At 63.9% G+C, this 15736-nt stretch carries 19 protein-coding genes and 1 tRNA gene; 9 read left to right on the plus strand and 11 right to left on the minus strand.

The annotated features are described in order from the left end of the window. Window positions 1-904: NAD-dependent epimerase/dehydratase family protein (locus EOA49_RS23755; RefSeq protein WP_127243383.1), on the plus strand; the 904-nt coding region annotated here is incomplete at its 5' end. A 35-nt stretch (window positions 905-939) separates the two neighbouring features. On the opposite strand, the gene EOA49_RS23760 is transcribed toward EOA49_RS23755, so the two are convergent. Beyond that, window positions 940-1833 (minus strand): SDR family oxidoreductase, encoded by an 894-nt coding sequence (locus EOA49_RS23760; RefSeq protein ID WP_127241422.1) that lies wholly within the window; start codon window positions 1831-1833, stop codon window positions 940-942. Window positions 1834-1999: 166 nt separating this feature from the next. Here EOA49_RS23760 and EOA49_RS23765 point away from each other — a divergent pair, with 166 nt between their 5' ends. Continuing rightward, window positions 2000-2410, plus strand: coding sequence for a helix-turn-helix domain-containing protein (locus EOA49_RS23765; RefSeq protein ID WP_066998811.1), 411 nt, complete (start codon window positions 2000-2002; stop codon window positions 2408-2410). A 93-nt stretch (window positions 2411-2503) separates the two neighbouring features. Here EOA49_RS23765 and EOA49_RS23770 read toward each other — a convergent pair whose 3' ends face one another. Both EOA49_RS23770 and EOA49_RS23775 read right to left on the minus strand, forming a co-directional pair. Further along, window positions 2504-3223 carry a glutathione S-transferase family protein gene (locus EOA49_RS23770; protein ID WP_164746881.1) on the minus strand — a complete coding sequence of 240 codons (720 nt, stop codon included), beginning with the start codon at window positions 3221-3223 and terminating at the stop codon, window positions 2504-2506. Between the two features lies 1 nt (window position 3224). Then, a complete protein-coding gene (locus EOA49_RS23775; protein WP_095826226.1) occupies window positions 3225-3530 on the minus strand; it encodes a Rieske (2Fe-2S) protein in 306 nt (101 codons plus the stop codon). Between the two features lie 95 nt (window positions 3531-3625). Here EOA49_RS23775 and EOA49_RS23780 point away from each other — a divergent pair, with 95 nt between their 5' ends. The 3 genes from EOA49_RS23780 (at window position 3626) to ilvC (ending at window position 6038) form a co-directional block, all read left to right on the plus strand. Next, window positions 3626-4081 carry a MarR family winged helix-turn-helix transcriptional regulator gene (locus EOA49_RS23780; RefSeq protein ID WP_127243384.1) on the plus strand — a complete coding sequence of 152 codons (456 nt, stop codon included), beginning with the start codon at window positions 3626-3628 and terminating at the stop codon, window positions 4079-4081. A 129-nt stretch (window positions 4082-4210) separates the two neighbouring features. Next, window positions 4211-4888: a TetR/AcrR family transcriptional regulator gene (locus tag EOA49_RS23785; protein ID WP_164748350.1), complete on the plus strand. Its 678-nt coding sequence runs from the start codon at window positions 4211-4213 to the stop codon at window positions 4886-4888. Window positions 4889-5018: 130 nt separating this feature from the next. Continuing rightward, window positions 5019-6038: a ketol-acid reductoisomerase gene (gene ilvC, locus EOA49_RS23790; RefSeq protein ID WP_067323290.1), complete on the plus strand. Its 1020-nt coding sequence runs from the start codon at window positions 5019-5021 to the stop codon at window positions 6036-6038. A 58-nt stretch (window positions 6039-6096) separates the two neighbouring features. Here ilvC and EOA49_RS23795 read toward each other — a convergent pair whose 3' ends face one another. Both EOA49_RS23795 and EOA49_RS23800 read right to left on the minus strand, forming a co-directional pair. Then, window positions 6097-6381 (minus strand): PilZ domain-containing protein, encoded by a 285-nt coding sequence (locus EOA49_RS23795; RefSeq protein ID WP_067323293.1) that lies wholly within the window; start codon window positions 6379-6381, stop codon window positions 6097-6099. A gap of 164 nt (window positions 6382-6545) precedes the next feature. Then, window positions 6546-7142 (minus strand): BA14K family protein, encoded by a 597-nt coding sequence (locus EOA49_RS23800; protein WP_095829681.1) that lies wholly within the window; start codon window positions 7140-7142, stop codon window positions 6546-6548. A gap of 162 nt (window positions 7143-7304) precedes the next feature. On the opposite strand from EOA49_RS23800, the gene EOA49_RS23805 reads away from it, so the two are divergent. Together EOA49_RS23805 and EOA49_RS23810 are read left to right on the plus strand one after the other, a co-directional pair. Continuing rightward, window positions 7305-8417, plus strand: a complete 1113-nt coding sequence (locus tag EOA49_RS23805; protein WP_127241152.1) for an endonuclease/exonuclease/phosphatase family protein — start codon at window positions 7305-7307, stop codon at window positions 8415-8417. Window positions 8418-8421: 4 nt separating this feature from the next. Beyond that, entirely contained in the window at window positions 8422-9141 is a 720-nt protein-coding gene (locus EOA49_RS23810; protein ID WP_127241153.1) for a hypothetical protein, read from the plus strand. A gap of 28 nt (window positions 9142-9169) precedes the next feature. Here EOA49_RS23810 and EOA49_RS23815 read toward each other — a convergent pair whose 3' ends face one another. Genes EOA49_RS23815 through EOA49_RS23825 form a run of 3 tightly spaced genes read right to left on the minus strand, consistent with a single transcriptional unit; the run spans window position 9170 to window position 12329 of the window. Continuing rightward, window positions 9170-10339: an ABC transporter permease gene (locus tag EOA49_RS23815; protein WP_127243385.1), complete on the minus strand. Its 1170-nt coding sequence runs from the start codon at window positions 10337-10339 to the stop codon at window positions 9170-9172. Continuing rightward, window positions 10336-11046, minus strand: a complete 711-nt coding sequence (locus EOA49_RS23820; protein ID WP_095780861.1) for an ABC transporter ATP-binding protein — start codon at window positions 11044-11046, stop codon at window positions 10336-10338. Before EOA49_RS23820 ends, EOA49_RS23815 begins: the two co-directional genes overlap by 4 nt. After that, window positions 11043-12329, minus strand: a complete 1287-nt coding sequence (locus EOA49_RS23825) for an efflux RND transporter periplasmic adaptor subunit (protein WP_127241155.1) — start codon at window positions 12327-12329, stop codon at window positions 11043-11045. Before EOA49_RS23825 ends, EOA49_RS23820 begins: the two co-directional genes overlap by 4 nt. A gap of 131 nt (window positions 12330-12460) precedes the next feature. Here EOA49_RS23825 and EOA49_RS23830 point away from each other — a divergent pair, with 131 nt between their 5' ends. Beyond that, a complete protein-coding gene (locus tag EOA49_RS23830; protein WP_067323313.1) occupies window positions 12461-13363 on the plus strand; it encodes a PhzF family phenazine biosynthesis protein in 903 nt (300 codons plus the stop codon). A gap of 104 nt (window positions 13364-13467) precedes the next feature. Beyond that, window positions 13468-13543 (plus strand) — tRNA-Lys (locus tag EOA49_RS23835). Between the two features lie 48 nt (window positions 13544-13591). On the opposite strand, the gene EOA49_RS23840 is transcribed toward EOA49_RS23835, so the two are convergent. The 3 genes from EOA49_RS23840 to EOA49_RS23850 form a co-directional block, all read right to left on the minus strand. Continuing rightward, on the minus strand, window positions 13592-13984 hold the full coding sequence (locus EOA49_RS23840; RefSeq protein ID WP_095826219.1) for a hypothetical protein: 393 nt from the start codon (window positions 13982-13984) through the stop codon (window positions 13592-13594). A gap of 92 nt (window positions 13985-14076) precedes the next feature. Continuing rightward, window positions 14077-15102, minus strand: a complete 1026-nt coding sequence (cobT, locus tag EOA49_RS23845) for a nicotinate-nucleotide--dimethylbenzimidazole phosphoribosyltransferase (protein WP_095826218.1) — start codon at window positions 15100-15102, stop codon at window positions 14077-14079. A 25-nt stretch (window positions 15103-15127) separates the two neighbouring features. Beyond that, window positions 15128-15736, minus strand: a 609-nt coding sequence (locus EOA49_RS23850; protein ID WP_164749270.1) for an adenosylcobinamide-GDP ribazoletransferase, incomplete at its 5' end; no start/stop codon positions are given.

Raw genomic sequence — 15736 nt, forward strand, 5'->3', positions numbered from 1 at the left:
GCTGAGGGTCGGCGGTGCCGAGCCGGGCGATGCGCTTTCCTTCGCCTACGCCGATCTGACGACAGACGCCGGCTGGCCGGAAGCGGTCGCGGGATGCCAGTACGTTCTTCATGTCGCCTCGCCGTTCCCGCCGGGCGTGCCGAAACACGAGGACGATCTGATCGTTCCTGCGCGCGAGGGTGCGTTGCGTGTGCTGCGGGCCGCGCGCGATGCGGGCGTCAAACGGGTGGTGCTCACCTCGTCCTTTGCCGCCATCGGCTATGGCCAGACGCCAATTCCGGGCAGTCCGTTCACGGAAGAGAACTGGACCAACTTGGCGGCCAAGGTGAGCGCCTATGTGAAGTCGAAAACGCAGGCGGAACGTGCGGCCTGGGATTTCATTGGCAGCCAGGGCGGAGCGCTGGAACTGACGGTCGTCAATCCGGTCGGGATTTTTGGGCCGGTCCTGGGGCCGGATCATTCGACCTCGACGGACTTCATCAAGCGCTTGCTGGACGGCGAGATGCCGGGTCTGCCGCGCATGGTGTTCGGTGTGGTCGACGTGCGGGACGTGGCGGATCTGCATCTGCGCGCCATGACCAGTCCCGCCGCCAAGGGGGAGCGGTTCCTCGCCATCAGCGGCGATTTCATGACGACGCTGGGGATCGCACAAACGTTGAAATCGCGGCTGGGCAGCGTTGCGTCGCGCGTTACGACGAGAATGCTGCCGGACTGGCTGGTCCGGACCGTCGGACTGTTCGACGGGCAAGCAGCCCAGATCGTGACGGAACTGGGCAAGGCCAGAAACGCAACCGGGGCCAAGGCCATGCGCATGCTCGGCTGGGCGCCGCGATCGCGCGAAGAAGCGCTCGTCGCCACCGGCGAAAGCCTGGTCCGGCTCGGATTGCTCAAAAAGTCGAGGTGACGCGCCCGGGAGAGTACCCCCCCAGGCGCAACGGTTCAGCCAAGCAGTGCGGCTTTGTTCCCTTCCAGGAACTGCTTCAGCGTCTTCGGCTTGCGGCCCGACAACGTCTCGATAGCGTCGGTTACCATGCCGATACGGCCGGAGCGTGTGTTGGCGTCGAAGGATACGACAATGCGCGCAAAGTCCTCGGGAAGGCCGGCCGCCTTGACGCCCTCGGTCAAAGCCTCGTCAGGTAATTGGATAACTTCCAGCGGCTTGCCAGTGACTTCGCTCACCAGAGCGGCAATTTCGTTAGTCGTGTAGGCATGCGGGCCGGTCAGCGTGTAGACGCGGCTCTCCGTCGAGCCGGAAGCGAGGCTCGCGGCGATCGCGGCGGCCATGTCGTCGCGCGCGGCGTGCGCGATCCGACCGTCACCGGCCGAGGTGTACCACTTGCCCGACGAAATGGCGTGCGGCAGCGCCATGAAAAGGTTCTCCTGGTACCAGCCGTTGCGGAAGATGGTGTAGGCAATGCCGCTCGCCTTGATGGCCTGCTCGGTGCCGTAGTGGTCGCCGGCAAACAGCACCGGCGAGACCGGCTCGGGATTGGGCATCGAGGTGTAGAGGAGGTGCGAGACGCTTGCCGCCTTGGCTGCGGCCACCGCGGCCTGATGCTGCTTGAGGCGCCGGTCGCTCTTCAGGTCGAGCTCACCGGTCGAGACGATCAGCACTCGGTCGGCGCCTTTGAACGCGCGCTCCAGCGAGGCCGGATCGTCGAAATCGGCCGGCCTGACGACAATGCCGAGGGCTGCCAGGTCGCCGAGATTTTCGGGATTGCGCGTGGTTGCGATGATATTTGCCGGCGCGACTTTCTGCGCATCGAGCAGATGGTTGATCACGGCGCGGCCGAGATGGCCGGAAGCGCCGGTGACGAGGAGAGTTTCGGTCATGGGAAGTTCCTGAAATTTGCGTCGAAGGGGTCTGAACGATGGTCTCAAAAAGAGACCAGAACTAAAATAAGAATTGACCAGGGGCCGTAAAGAAGGCAGTTTTCCGGGAGGTAGGCACAGCCGGGGAACCACCGGCGGGTCGCCGCTTCGATCAATGGATGTCGCGATGGACAGCAAGATCTTCAGTCTGAAATCGAAGCTCGAGGTCTACAAAGCCATGACCGGCGGCGGCAATTTCGCCGACTGCCCGGTCCGCGATGTGATCCAGGGCATCAGCGGCAAATGGAGCTCGCTGCTGGTCATGGCATTGGCCGAGAAGCCGTACCGGTTCGGGGAGTTGCGCCGCCTGGTGCCCGACATTTCGCAGCGTATGCTGACGCAGACGCTCTACGACCTGCAGCGAGACGGCTATGTGCATCGCGAAGTGTTTCCGACCAAGCCGCCGAGCGTCGAATACAGCCTCACCGACCTCGGCCGCTCGATGTTTGCGCCGTTGCAGATGCTGATCCAATGGGCCGAGCTCAACCACGATGCCGTTCGTGAGGCGCGCGTCGCCTTCGATGCCGCGCAGGCCTGAGCCTTTCCTTCCCCGATACAAGCGTCAAAGCGCCGCTTGCGCCGGTGGCGCAGTTGCTCGCCGCCATGGTCGCGGGAACGGTGATCGATCCGTTCAGGCCGATCGGGCTTGCGGAATCGCAATGGCCTGCAGCCGGATCATCCGCGATAGATAAGATGCCTTTGCCCGCAGGAAGGCGTGCAGCCGCAGCGGATAGTCCGGACTGACAGCCTCCTTCACCGATTGCCGGTCGCTCAACGCCGTGCGCCAGGCCTGGACGAGAGGCTTACCGTCCAGGATGCCGCTAGCGCCGATCTCGTCGAACGTGTCGAAGTAGCGAAAGATCGGCCCGTAGACGGCGTCGACCAGCGAGAAGCGCTTCCCGGCGAACCACGGACCGCTCCGCCTTGCCGACAGTTCCGCCTCGACACGCTCAAACAGTTCCGACAAGCCGCTGCTTTCCTTGAGGAAGCAGGCCTCATCGGCGGCGGAATAGAAGCGCCCGATGGCGTTGAGGATGGCCGAACCGAATTCGACCCAGGAGCGGTGCCTGGCCCGCATGAGCGGATCGGCCGGGTGCAACGGATTGGCCTGCGTCTCCTCGAGGAATTCGAGAATGACGGCGGATTCGAAAATGATCTCCTCCTTGCTGCCGTTTCGAACGCAGAGCAGCGGTACCTTGCCGAGCGGCGAGATAGCCTTGAACCAGTCGGGCTTGCTGGCAAGGTCGACATTGACGCGCTCGAACGGCACGCCTTTCTCGGCGAGGGCGATTGCCGCACGCTGGACGTAGGGGCAAAGGTGATGACTGACGAGGGTGAGTTTGGCCGTCATCTTATTCTCCCCAGACATAGTTCAGCGCGCCGTCCTCGACGCGGGTCGACAGGAACATCAGCCGCGAGCCCTTCGGCGCCGGGCCTACGAGGCGCTCGCCGCTTTGCATGTCGAAGCGGGCGCCGTGCCACTGGCAGATGAAGGCGCCGTCCTTGCAGTCGAGTGGCCCGCCGAAATGCAGGCAGGCATTGGCCGCGGCACGGACACGCTCGCCGCTGCGCCAGACGTGGATCTCGCGGCCGAAGAAAGGCGCGATCAGGCTGCCGGTCTGCGGGATGTCGGCCACTTTGCAGATCTCATGTTTCATCGGGAACTCCTTATCGATGCAATTGCATCTATATGAATGCATTTGCATCGACCGTCAAGCTTGATGCAAATGCATCTATCGAATAAAGTTCCTCGATGACGAGAAAATCTCCTCCGCCCGAGGCCGTCATAGCCTGGGGCCGCCTGATGCGCGTGTCGCGCCAGCTGGTCGAAAAGACCGAGTATGTCCTGAAAGCCGGCGGCTTGCCGCCGCTCGCCTGGTACGACGTGTTGCACGAGCTTGCCGAGGCGGGCGAGGGCGGCTTGCGGCCGTTCGAGCTGATCGATCGCGTTCTGTTGGCGCAGTACAACGTGTCGCGACTGCTGGCCCGGCTGGAAGCGGATGGCCTGCTGGAAAAGCTGCCTGTCTCGGATGACGGCCGTGGCCAGACAGTGCGCATCACGGCAAACGGCCGGGAGATGCGCCGCCGCATCTGGGCGGTCTATGGCGCGTCCATTGCCGAGCTGATGAGCGACAAGCTTTCCGCCAAGGAGCTGGAAACGCTGGCTGCACTGCTCGGGCGGCTGCGCGAGCCACCGGCCGGCGATTAGCTCACGACTGTTTGTGCGTACCGTCAGCTTTTTTTCGCCGCAGCCTCTTGCGTTGGAAACCCGAATGCGCAATAAACCGAACCGTAACGTACGGTACGCATTAGAGAGCGACCGGGAACGGGTGAAAACGTGTTGCAAGCCGCCGCCGACACCGACAGCAGCGAAACGCTCACCGAGCGGCAGCAGGCCGTTCTGGACGCAGCACTTCGCCTATTGGTCGAAGAGGGCGACAACCTGACCATGACCGCGGTGGCGCGGCGGGCAAGCTGCTCCAAGGAAACACTCTACAAATGGTTCGGCGACCGCGACGGGCTGCTGACGGCGACGGTGCAATGGCAGGCCTCGAAAGTGCGCGTGGCGCCGGTCGACCGCAAAGGCCTCGACCTCGCTTGGCTGACCGCAAGCCTCGAACGCTTCGCTGCCGACTGGCTGAGGGTCATCTCCAGCGATACGTCTATCGCGCTGAACCGTGTCGCGGTCGGCCATGCCGGCTCCGGGAAGGATGACCTTGGCGCGATCGTGCTGCAGAATGGGCGTTTCGCGCTGGCCAGGCGTCTGAAGCCCGTGCTCGAAGCGGGACGCGAGGCCGGGCTGCTCGACTTAGAGGACGCCGAGACGGCGTTCCGGACGTTTTTCGGTCTGGTCGGCCGCGACGTGCAGATGCGGCTTCTGCTCGGCGACCGGCTGCAATTGACCGAGGCGACGATCGGCGGCGATGCCGCCCGCGCGACGCAGCAGTTTCTCGCTCTTTACGGCTCAAGGACCGGGAGAGCAAACAACCGGCCGCAAGGCCCCGGAGCCGGATGATTTCAGGTCAAGTCGACCTGAAATCTGAATCCGGCTCCAAATTCAAGAGATAGAGCATGATGTCGTCCGAAAACCGCTTCACACTTTTCGGCATCATGCTCTGATCTTCAAAAACGGGAAGGAAGACGAAATGCGTGTCTATTACGATCGTGACGCCGATCTCAATCTGATCAAGGGTAAGAAGGTCGCTATCATCGGCTATGGCAGCCAGGGCCGGGCGCATGCGCTCAACCTCAAGGATTCCGGCGTCAAGGAGATCGCCATCGGCCTGAAGGCCGGCTCGGCGACCGCCAACAAGGTCGAGGCCGACGGGCTGAAGGTGATGAGCGTGGCGGATGCCGCCAAGTGGGCAGACCTGATGATGATGGCAACGCCCGACGAATTGCAGGCCGACATCTACAGATCAGAGATCGCGCCGAACATCCGCGACGGCGCAGCCATCGCCTTCGCGCACGGCCTCAATGTGCATTTCGGCCTGATCGAGCCGAAGGCTTCGGTCGACGTGGTCATGATCGCGCCGAAGGGCCCTGGCCATACCGTGCGCGGCGAATATCAGAAGGGCGGCGGCGTGCCGTGCCTGGTTGCCGTCAACCAGGACGCCTCGGGCAATGCGCTCGACCTCGCGCTCTCCTATGCCTGCGGCGTCGGCGGCGGCCGTTCCGGCATCATCGAGACCAATTTCCGCGAGGAATGCGAGACCGATCTGTTCGGCGAGCAGGTGGTGCTGTGCGGCGGCCTGGTCGAGCTGATCCGCGCCGGCTTCGAGACGCTGGTGGAAGCCGGCTACGCGCCGGAGATGGCTTACTTCGAGTGTCTGCACGAGGTGAAGCTGATCGTCGACCTCATCTATGAGGGCGGCATCGCCAACATGAACTACTCGATCTCGAATACCGCCGAATGGGGCGAATATGTCTCCGGTCCGCGTATCATCACGGCCGACACCAAGGCCGAGATGAAGCGCATCCTGAAGGACATCCAGACCGGCAAGTTCACCTCGGAATGGATGCAGGAATATCGCGCCGGCCTGTCACGCTTCAAGGGCATCCGCCGCAACAACGACAGTCATCAGATCGAAGAGGTTGGCGCGAAGCTGCGCGCGATGATGCCGTGGATCGCCAAGAACAAGCTGGTCGACAAGGCGAAAAATTAATTCGGTCTATTCATGCTTCGTGAAAGCCGGCGGAGCGATCCGCCGGCTTCTCTCACGCTCAGCCGTAATGCCAATGCGGCTTCGGCTCGGTGCCCGCGAATTCCACGCCGATGCGGTCGTCGCGGCGCCAGCGGACGATCGCCTTGTAGCCGATCCGGTCCTTCGTCACGTAAAGCAGGAATTCGTCGGGCACATGCGCCTCGATAGGCAGCTTCAGTTCGGCGCCGCCAGGATGCATGTTGCGCACCGTGCACATGACCCCGGAATTGTTGATGCCGGTCAGGATCGCCGCGCCCTTCAGCACGCGTTGCCGGCGCTTGCCTCTCAACTCGTTCTCGGTCATGGCGAAGTCGTCCTAGCGGATCGCAGCTTGGCGATTGTCATATGGGGCACCGCATCACGGATAGACGCATCTGCTAAATTTAAGGTTATCGCGTCGCCGTCGGGCGCGCCCTGACAAAAAGAAACGGCGCCCGCCGGGCGCCGTTGAGCTTCGTGCCGAGGGGCTCAGATATAGGGCGAAATGCACTGCCGGCGCGGGCCGTTATAGGGCTGGAACGTGTTGTCCCAGGCCCGATAGGACCGGTAGCGGTCGTGGCACCATTGGACATGGGCCCTGGAAAGCCGCTCGGTCCGGTAAATGCGCCGCGGCTGATAGTAGCGCGGATAGGGATCGTAATAATAGGGATTGTAGAAATTGTTGTAGGCGAGGCTGCCGAGGCCGAGGCCTAGGCCGAGCCCAAGGATGGCCGCGCCCCCGCTGTCGAAGTGGCGATGGCGATGATGGCGATGATGCCGCCAGCGCCAATTGCGATCTCCATCCCAGTTGCGGGAGAAATGACGTGCGCGGAAGTCGCCGCCACGCCATCTAAAATCGCGGCCGCGCCAGTCACCGCCGCGCCGCCAGCGCCAGTCATACATCTGCCGCCGGTCGTTGCCGCCGGCCCAGCTGTCGCGAACTGGGATAATGGTGGATGCGGCCGTGCTGGTCACGGTCGACATATCGGGCTGCAGGACCGGGCCGGCAATCGACGGCACCGTCAGCCCAGCGGAGAGACCCAAGGCCAGAAGCCCGGATCCAAGGGAAGACAAGAGCGGTTTCATTTCACTCTCCACGAGTAAGGCCCCACGCCCAAAACGTTCGGGAATAGGCCTATTGATGGAACTTTCCATCTGAACGGAAGATGAACAGAAAGGTTCCGTCAACCATAACGGGCGTGCGTATGCTCTTGTGTTCGCCATTGCTTGCGCGCAAAGGTCTCGGCCATGTCGCTGCGCCTCGCCACCTTCAATGTCGAGAACCTGATGAACAGGTTCGACTTCTCCGGCTATCGCAACCAGCTCAACGAGGACCGAACGCTGGCGCTGTTCGACATCCAGAGCGAAGCAGAATACAGGCTGCTCGAACAGGCGCGCGCCATCGCCCAGTCCGATGACACCCGCCAGCTTACCGCGCTCGCCATAGCCGCGACACGCGCCGACGTCATCTGCATGCAGGAGGTGGACAATATCGAGGGGCTGAAGGCCTTCGAATATGGCTATCTCTTCAAGATGATCGGGCAGGGCTACCGTCAGAAATACACCACCGCCGGCAACGACTCCCGCGGCATCGACGTCGCCGTGATGATGCGCAACGAGACCGCGCAGGGGCAGCCGATCGAATTCGTGCGCATGACCAGCCATGCCTATGTCACGTTCGAGCAGTTCGGACTGTTCACGCCGGAACTGGCGGCGTTCGGGCACCTGGCCACCGAACGCGTCTTCCGGCGCGACTGCCTGGAAATCGACATAACGGTCGGCGGCGTGCCGCTTACGCTGTACCTCGTGCATTTCAAGTCAATGGGCTCGCCGCGCAACGGTCTCGATGGCCGCGAGGCGACGATGCCACTGCGCATCGCCGAGGCGCAGGCCGTGCGCCGCATCATCGAGGACCGCTTCGGCAAGGACCATGCGGCCGACAAGCGCTGGGCAATCTGCGGCGACATGAATGATTATCGGCAGCGCGTGAAGATCGAAGGCGACAGCTTCGACGGCTATCGCTTCCACGTCGTCGACGAAGCCCAGTCCTCGATCAACGTTCTGACCGCCGGCGGCTTTTGCGAAAATGTCGTCGAGCGGCGGCCCGAGATGGACCGCTGGAGTTTTTATCACACGCGCGGCCCGCAAGAGCGGCATTTGTGCCAATTGGACTATATCCTGCTGTCGAAGGCCTTGGCGGCGAAGAACGCCACTGCGGTTCCGGAGATCATCCGCAACGGTCAGCCTTGGCGCACCATCTTTCCGCCTGGCCAGGAAGCAGAGCGTTTTCCGCGTGCCGGGTGGGACAGGCCGAAGGCCTCCGACCATTGCCCGGTGGTGATCAACCTGGACATGGCCTGAGCCCGTGAGCTTCGACCTGCCGCGCAATGTCATTTTGCCGGTCGACGCGGTCGACGTACGGCTCGTTGCCAGCCCGCATCCGTTCGAGCGCGACAATCAGACAGCGATCGCGGAAAACTGGCGCCGCGAAATGGAGATGAAGCCGGCGCTATATGACGGCACCGTGGTGTTGCTTTCAGCGCTGAGCTATCGCGACAGCCGGCTCATCGGTCGCTGTCATGCGGTGAAGTACTCGACTTTCATGCTGTGGCGCAAAAACCGGGAGCTGAGCGGCGCCGAACATGCCTATGCGCACGCCGTGCTGGTTGCCGGCGACAATGCGCTGGTGGCGATCCGGATGGGCTCGCACACGGTGAACGCCGGCCGCGTCTATTTCGCCGCCGGCTCCTTCGAGCCGATCGATTTCCGCGACGGCGTCGTCGATATCGATTTCAACATGATCCGCGAGGTGGGCGAGGAAACCGGGATCGATCTGTCGGGCGCCGCCCGCGGACAGCGCTACTATGCGCTGTCGACTTCGAGCGGCACGGTGATCTTCCGCCGCTATCACGTTCCCGAGCCGGCGGAAGAGCTTGCGCGGCGCATCAGCGCCTTCGTTGCAACTGAAGCGCAGCCCGAGATCGAAGGTCCGGTCATCATCCGCAACGCAACCGACCTGCCGGTCGGGCTGATGGGGCACATGAAGCCGCTGATCGAGTGGCATTTCGCCAACGAGCTGGTCTGACTCGGTCACGGGCCGACGACGCGGCGGTTCACTCGTGCCTTAGCGCCTCGATCGGATCGAGCCTCGCGCCGCGCAATGCCGGGAAGAAGCCGAACACCATGCCGATCAGCGCCGAAAAACCGACGGCGAGCAGGATGACCGCCGGGCTCGGCGCGAAGGGTATCGTCAGCGTCACCGAGGCCAGGCCTGCGAGCGCCAGTCCGATCAGGATGCCGATGATGCCGCCAAGCAGCGACAGCACCGTCGCCTCGACCAGGAACTGGATCAGGATGTGTTTTTCGTGCGCACCGATCGCCAGCCTGATGCCGATCTCGCGCGTGCGCTCAGTGACCGATACCAGCATGATGTTCATGATGCCGATGCCGCCGACCAGAAGGCTGACGCCGGCGACGGCACCCAGCATGCCGGTCATGGTGGTGGTGGCGCTGGCCATGGCGTCGGCGATCTGGGTCATGTCGCGGATCGAGAAATCGGCATCGCGGTCCGGCGTGATGCGGCGCGTGTCGCGCAGGATGTCCTCGACGCGCGGCTGCAGTTCGGTGGTCGGCGTCCTGTCGTCGGCGGCGATGTAGATCGAGTCGATGTCGCGGTTGCCGGCGATGCGCCGCTGGTAGGCGGCCAGCGGCATCAGCACGACATTGTCCTGATCCTGGCCAAAGCCGGTGTAACCCTTCGGCTCGAGCAGGCCGATGATCCGGCAGGAGGTGCGGTTGACGCGGATCGTCTCGCCCTCCGGATCGCCGGCGCCGGCGCGCGTCTCGGAATCGCTGAAGGGACGGCCCGACACCAGCTTCCAGTCGCGCGCGTCGAGATAGGCGCTGTCGGTGCCGGTAACGCCCGACGTCAGGCTCTCCGTGCCGAAGATGACCCGCACCTGTTTTTGCGACGCCGGTGCGATGGCGCGTGCGCCGCTGAGATGGGCAACCAGTGCTTCGAGGTCCTTGGTGGCCAGCGGTCGGGTGACCTGGTCGAGCCCGCCCGGGCCGCCAGGCCCTGCCGGACGGCCCGAGCGGACGACGAGCAGGTTGCTGCCGAGTTTCGAGATGTCGGCCTTGACCTTCTCGGTGGTGCCGGAGCCGATGGTGAGCATGGCGATGACCGCGGCGACGCCGATGACGATGCCGAGCAGGGTCAGGAACGAGCGCAGCACGTTCCGGCGGATGGAAATCAGCGAAAGGCGGACGGTTTCCCAAATCATGCTGCCTCGGCTTTCGCTGTATCTGAAGCGACGTGGCCGTCGAGGAAGCGCACCGTGCGCCCGGCATATGCCGCGACGTCGGCTTCGTGCGTGACCATGACGATGGTGAGGCCGAGTTCGGCGTTCAGCCTGGTCAGCAATTCCATTATTTCGTGCGTGCGCGCGGTGTCGAGATTTCCGGTGGGCTCGTCGGCAACAAGCAGAGTCGGTTTGGTGACGATGGCACGCGCTATCGCCACGCGCTGTTGCTGGCCGCCCGAGAGTTCGGCCGGCGTGTGATGTTCGCGCCCGACAAGTCCGACTTGGGCGAGCGCCTGCATGGCCAGCTCCCGGCGCTCGCGGGCGGAAACGCCGCGATAGATCAGCGGCAGCTCGACATTTTCCGCCGCCGTGGTGCGGGGCAGGAGATTGTAGCCCTGGAAGACGAAGCCGACATAAAGGTTGCGCAGCAGGGCGCGGCGGTTGCGGTCGAGCCGGCCGGCATCGACGCCCATGAAGCGGTAGGTTCCGGCCGTCGGCGTGTCGAGACAGCCGATGATGTTCATCGCCGTCGACTTGCCCGAGCCGGACGGTCCCATGATGGCGACGAACTCACTTCTGCGGATGGCAAGATCGACGCCGGCAAGTGCGTGCACGCACGCTTCGCCCTCGCCATAGCTCTTCCATACACTGTCGAAGGTGATGAGCAGGGGAGCGGACACGGTCAGCTCCGTTGCTGCGAGCCGGTGATGACCTCCGCGCCTTCCTCGAGGCCGGACGTGATCTCGGTCAGTTCACCGTCGGTCGAGCCGATCCTGACGTTGAGGGCATGCGGCCGTCCGTTGTCCAGCACATAGAGCGTGCGCGACCCGTCGATCGGCGCTTTCGTCGCCTCGCGCTGCCGGTTGGGGCGCCCCATGCGGCCGGTAAAGAGGTCGCGCAGGCTCCAGCCGCGGGCCGCCTGTTGCGCCGGGCGGTAACGGAAGGCTGTGGCCGGCACGGTGAGCACGCCCTTGGCCTGCCGGGTCACCACCGCGACCGTGGCGGTCATGCCTGGCCTGAGCAGAAGTTCGCCGTTGTCGACTTCCAGCCGTGCATTGTAAGTGACGACGCCGTCGGTGGTGACGGAGGCATAGGAGATGTCGCGGATCTCGGCGTCGAAGGGACGGTCCGGGAAAGCATCGACGGTGAAGCGGGCATGCTGGCCGGGCTTGACCTGGCCGATATCGGCCTCGTCCACCGCCGCCTGCAGCTCCATGTTCCGCAAGTCGGCAGCGATGACGAACAGCACCGGCGCCTGCAGCGAAGAAGCGACCGTCTGCCCCGGATCGACGGAGCGCGTGAGCACGATGCCGTCGATCGGCGCGTAGATGGTGCTCCTGGCAAGGTCGGTCTGCTGGGCCTTCAGATCAGCTTCGGCGATGGCGAGATTGGCCTCGGCGCTGTCGAGCGCGGCCTTGGAGCGATCGCGTGTCGCGGTCGCGGCCTCAAGCGATTGATCCGTCGCCATGCCGCGCTTGGTGAGGGCACTCGCGCGGACCACCGCGTTCTGGTTTTCCTGCAGCGTGACCTTGGCATCCTCGACGGCGGCCGCCGCCGCCTTTGCCGAGGCGGAGGCGCGCTCGATCTGGACTTCGAGCTTGGCGGTGTCGAGCGTCGCGAGCACGTCGCCCTTCTTGACCTGCTGGTTCTCGTTGACGGCGACGGCGCGGACGATGCCGGAAAGCTCGCTGGAGATGTCGACCTGCGTCAGCGGCTGCAGCGTGCCGGTCGCCGACACCTTGACGGTCAGGTCGGCAATCGTCGCCGGCGCGGTCGTGTATTCGATCCGGGGCGGCGAGACGGCGTTCCAGCGGTAGCCGGCGATCGCGGCCGCCACGACAGCCAGCGCCAGCAGCGCGTAGAGCCGGAAGCGGCGGCGCTTGCGGCTCACGCCTTTGCGGTCGAGCCCGAGGGCCGTTTCGATGGAAGTGTCGGTTTCTGCGTTTGGCGGATTGACAAGCTGGTCCACCACGGACCCCTATAACGACAAATGATGTCCCTATCCGTGAACAAATCATGCCTTGAGGTTCGAATTTCAAATTAAATTTCCCTCATGTTGGGATCGAGCAGAAATTCGGGACGAGGCGGAAGGTTTTCCAAATGACGCGCGACTACTTGCTTTACGACGTGTTTACGACCGAGCGGCTGGCCGGGAATCCGCTGGCGGTGGTGCTCGACAGCGAGGGGCTGGATACGGCCGCCATGCAAACGATCGCGCGCGAATTCAACCTGTCCGAGACGGTGTTCGTGCTGCCGCCCGAAAATCCCAAGCATCGCAACCGTATACGCATCTTCACGCCCGATTATGAGATGCCGTTCGCGGGCCATCCGACGGTTGGGTCGGCTATCGCGCTTGCGGAGCAGGCTGGCGAAGCGACTGGCATCTTTGTGCTGGAGGAGAACATCGGCCCCGTGCGTTGCGCGGTCAGCAAGCATGATGGCGCTACCTTCGCCGAATTCGACTTGGCGAAACTGCCTGAGCGGCTGGAACTCGCCGCCGAACCGGAAATGATCGGCGCCGCGCTTGGCCTTGGCCCGCATGAGCTCGGCTTCGAGAATCACCGCGTCTCCTTCTGGTCGGCCGGCGTGCCCTACGTCACCATTCCGGTTGCCGGCCTCGAAGCCGCCGCAAAAGTCAGGCTGGACAACCAGGCATGGTCCGAACTCGCGCCGCGCAAGAGCGAATGGGCCTTCGCCAGCCCGTACGTCTATTGCCGCGAGACGGTGCATCACGACAGCGCCTTCCATGTGCGCATGATCGTGCCGGGCAATCCCTCCTACGAAGATCCGGCGACCGGCTCCGCGGCGGCGGCCTTTGCCGGCGCCATCATGCATTTCGACGGTCCAACCGACGGGATCTCGCAGCTTTGGATCGAGCAGGGGCTGGAAATGGGGAGACCCTCGCGCATCCGGCTCGAGCTCAATGTCGACGGCGGAAAACTGGCCTCCGCGCGCATCGGAGGCCATGCGATCAAAGTGGCGGAAGGCCAGATTTTTGTGTGACACCTGCGGCAATTCGGCGATTTGTCTGGAAATGATCCGGCAGGGCTGGACATCGTTCAAACCGGCGGCTATATGCGCCGCCGACGCTGGATTCCCGGCGGTGTGGGTGTGTAGCTCAGTTGGTAGAGCAGCTGACTCTTAATCAGCGGGTCCACAGTTCGATCCTGTGCACACCCACCAAAGTCTTTCCATAAAGCGGCCAGAAAACAAGCGAGATGGGCACCAGTCCTACTGCGCTGTCTTGCTCAAGCTGGCCTTGAACTTGACCTTCATCGTGATCTGGCCGGTCACCGTAACCTGCGATCCGCCATAACCGCCGACATTGCGGTCCCGGGCATTGACGTTAGTTGTCATGCCGGTGATTTCGCAGGTGTCGGCGACAGTCTCGGCCACCATGGCGCAACTGACGGCCGCGACCTTGTAGAAAGAGCGAAGTGCGGCCTGCTGCTGGGCGGCTGCGTCCTCGTCGTCCTTGACCGGAAGGGTCATCGAAATCGACGATTGGATTCTGGCAGATCCGTCTTCGCCGGGGCGAAGCGGGCGAACATATTGATCTTGGGCAAGGGCCGGCAGTGCCATCCCAGCAAGAAACGTAACAAATATTAGGCCCTTCAAATACATCGTTCGATCTCCCGTGAAACATCTCTGTCGCACGAATCAATCAAGACGACGTTATTTCGTCATTTCAACAGCGTTGAAATTTTGAAGGAAGATTATTTTTCCGAAACGCCGGCTTCCGCGAAACTCGCCATTCTCGTATGACACTCCAGCGCCGAGCGGACGATGTTGACGGCAAGGCAGGCGCCGGAGCCTTCGCCGAGCCGCATGCCGAGGTCGAGCAGCGGCGGCAGGCCCAGCGCTTCGAGCAGGCGGCGATGACCGGCTTCGGCCGAGACATGGGCGGCGACGGTGTGCGCCAGCCCGGTCGGGTGCAGCCTTGCCAGCGGCGCGACGGCGGCGGTGCAGACGAAGCCGTCGAGCAACACCGGCACGTTGTTCTTGCGCGCGGCCAGCGTGGCGCCGAAGATCGCCGCAAGCTCGCGTCCGCCAAGGGCGGCGGCGATCTTCAGCGGGTCGGAAAGCGAATCGGCATGGCGCTTGAGGCCCGCCTCTATGGCGGTGATCTTGCGGATCAATCCGGCATCATCGACGCCGGTGCCGCGGCCGGTCCATTTTTCCGCGCCGCCGCCGAAAAGAGCGGCCGAGATCGCTGCTGCCGGCGTGGTGTTGCCGATGCCCATCTCGCCGAAACAGACGAGGTCGAGATCGTTGGTCACGGCGTCGTAGCCGGCCGAGACCGCGGCGAGGAAGGTCTGCTCGTCCATCGCCGGCGCTTGCGTGAAATCGCCTGTCGGATGATCGAGATCGAGCGGGATGACGTCGAGCCTGGCGCCGGCGACGCGGGCGAGCTGGTTGATGGCAGCACCGCCGCCGGCAAAGTTCGCCACCATCTGCACCGTGACTTCCGAAGGATAGGCCGAAACGCCCTGCGCGGTGACGCCGTGATTGCCGGCAAACACGAAGACTTTGACCGCGTCGAGCTTCGGCATGTCGCGGCCCTGCCAGCGGGCCAACCAGGCGGCGATCGTTTCCAAACGGCCAAGGCTGCCCTGCGGCTTGGTCAGCGTGTCCTGGCGACGGGCAACGGCGGCGGCGGCCGTATCGCTGCCGGCGGACAGATCGAGGCAGGCGGCGCGAAGGTCTTCGAGCGATTTGAACGACGTTGTTTGAGGGGACATGAGGGTAAGGTCTCCGAAAGAAGAATCAGGAAAGGCAAGCGGAAGCGACAAGCAGCACGGCGATCTCGCCGAGCTGCTGCAGCGCTCCGATCGTATCGCCGGTCTGGCCGCCGATCTGGCTGAGGCAGAGCGCACGAAAGGCGGCAAACAGCAGGCCAAGCAGGATCACCGCGGCAATTGCGCCGCCGAGGCCGAGCGCCAACAGCGCCACGGCTCCGAGCGCGGCACCAACGACGGCGGTTTCGGCAGTGACCGAGCCCGCGTCGGCCGACAGCCCATCGGAGCGCGCCGGCGGCAGAAGATGCATGAAGGCGCCGAACAGGCCGCGCGAAGCGGCGTGCGCTGCCAAAAGCGCCAGGAAGATGTGGCCAGGGCCGGCCAGTTCCGAAAGCGCGCTCCAGCGGATGAGCAGCGAGATGCCGAGCGCCGCGGCGCCATAGGCGCCGATGCGGCTGTCGCGCATGATCTCCAGCTTCTTCTCGCGCGTCCGGCCGCCGCCGAGTCCATCGGCGATATCGGAGAGCCCGTCCTCGTGCAGGCAGCCGGTGACAAGCATCGTCGCTGCAAGCGCGAGCGCCGCAGCCGGACCGGCGGCAAGGCCCAGGGCGCCAACGATGGCGTAGACAAGCGCGCC

It is taken from the genome of Mesorhizobium sp. M1A.F.Ca.IN.020.04.1.1 (assembly GCF_003997315.1).
GTDB lineage: Bacteria > Pseudomonadota > Alphaproteobacteria > Rhizobiales > Rhizobiaceae > Mesorhizobium.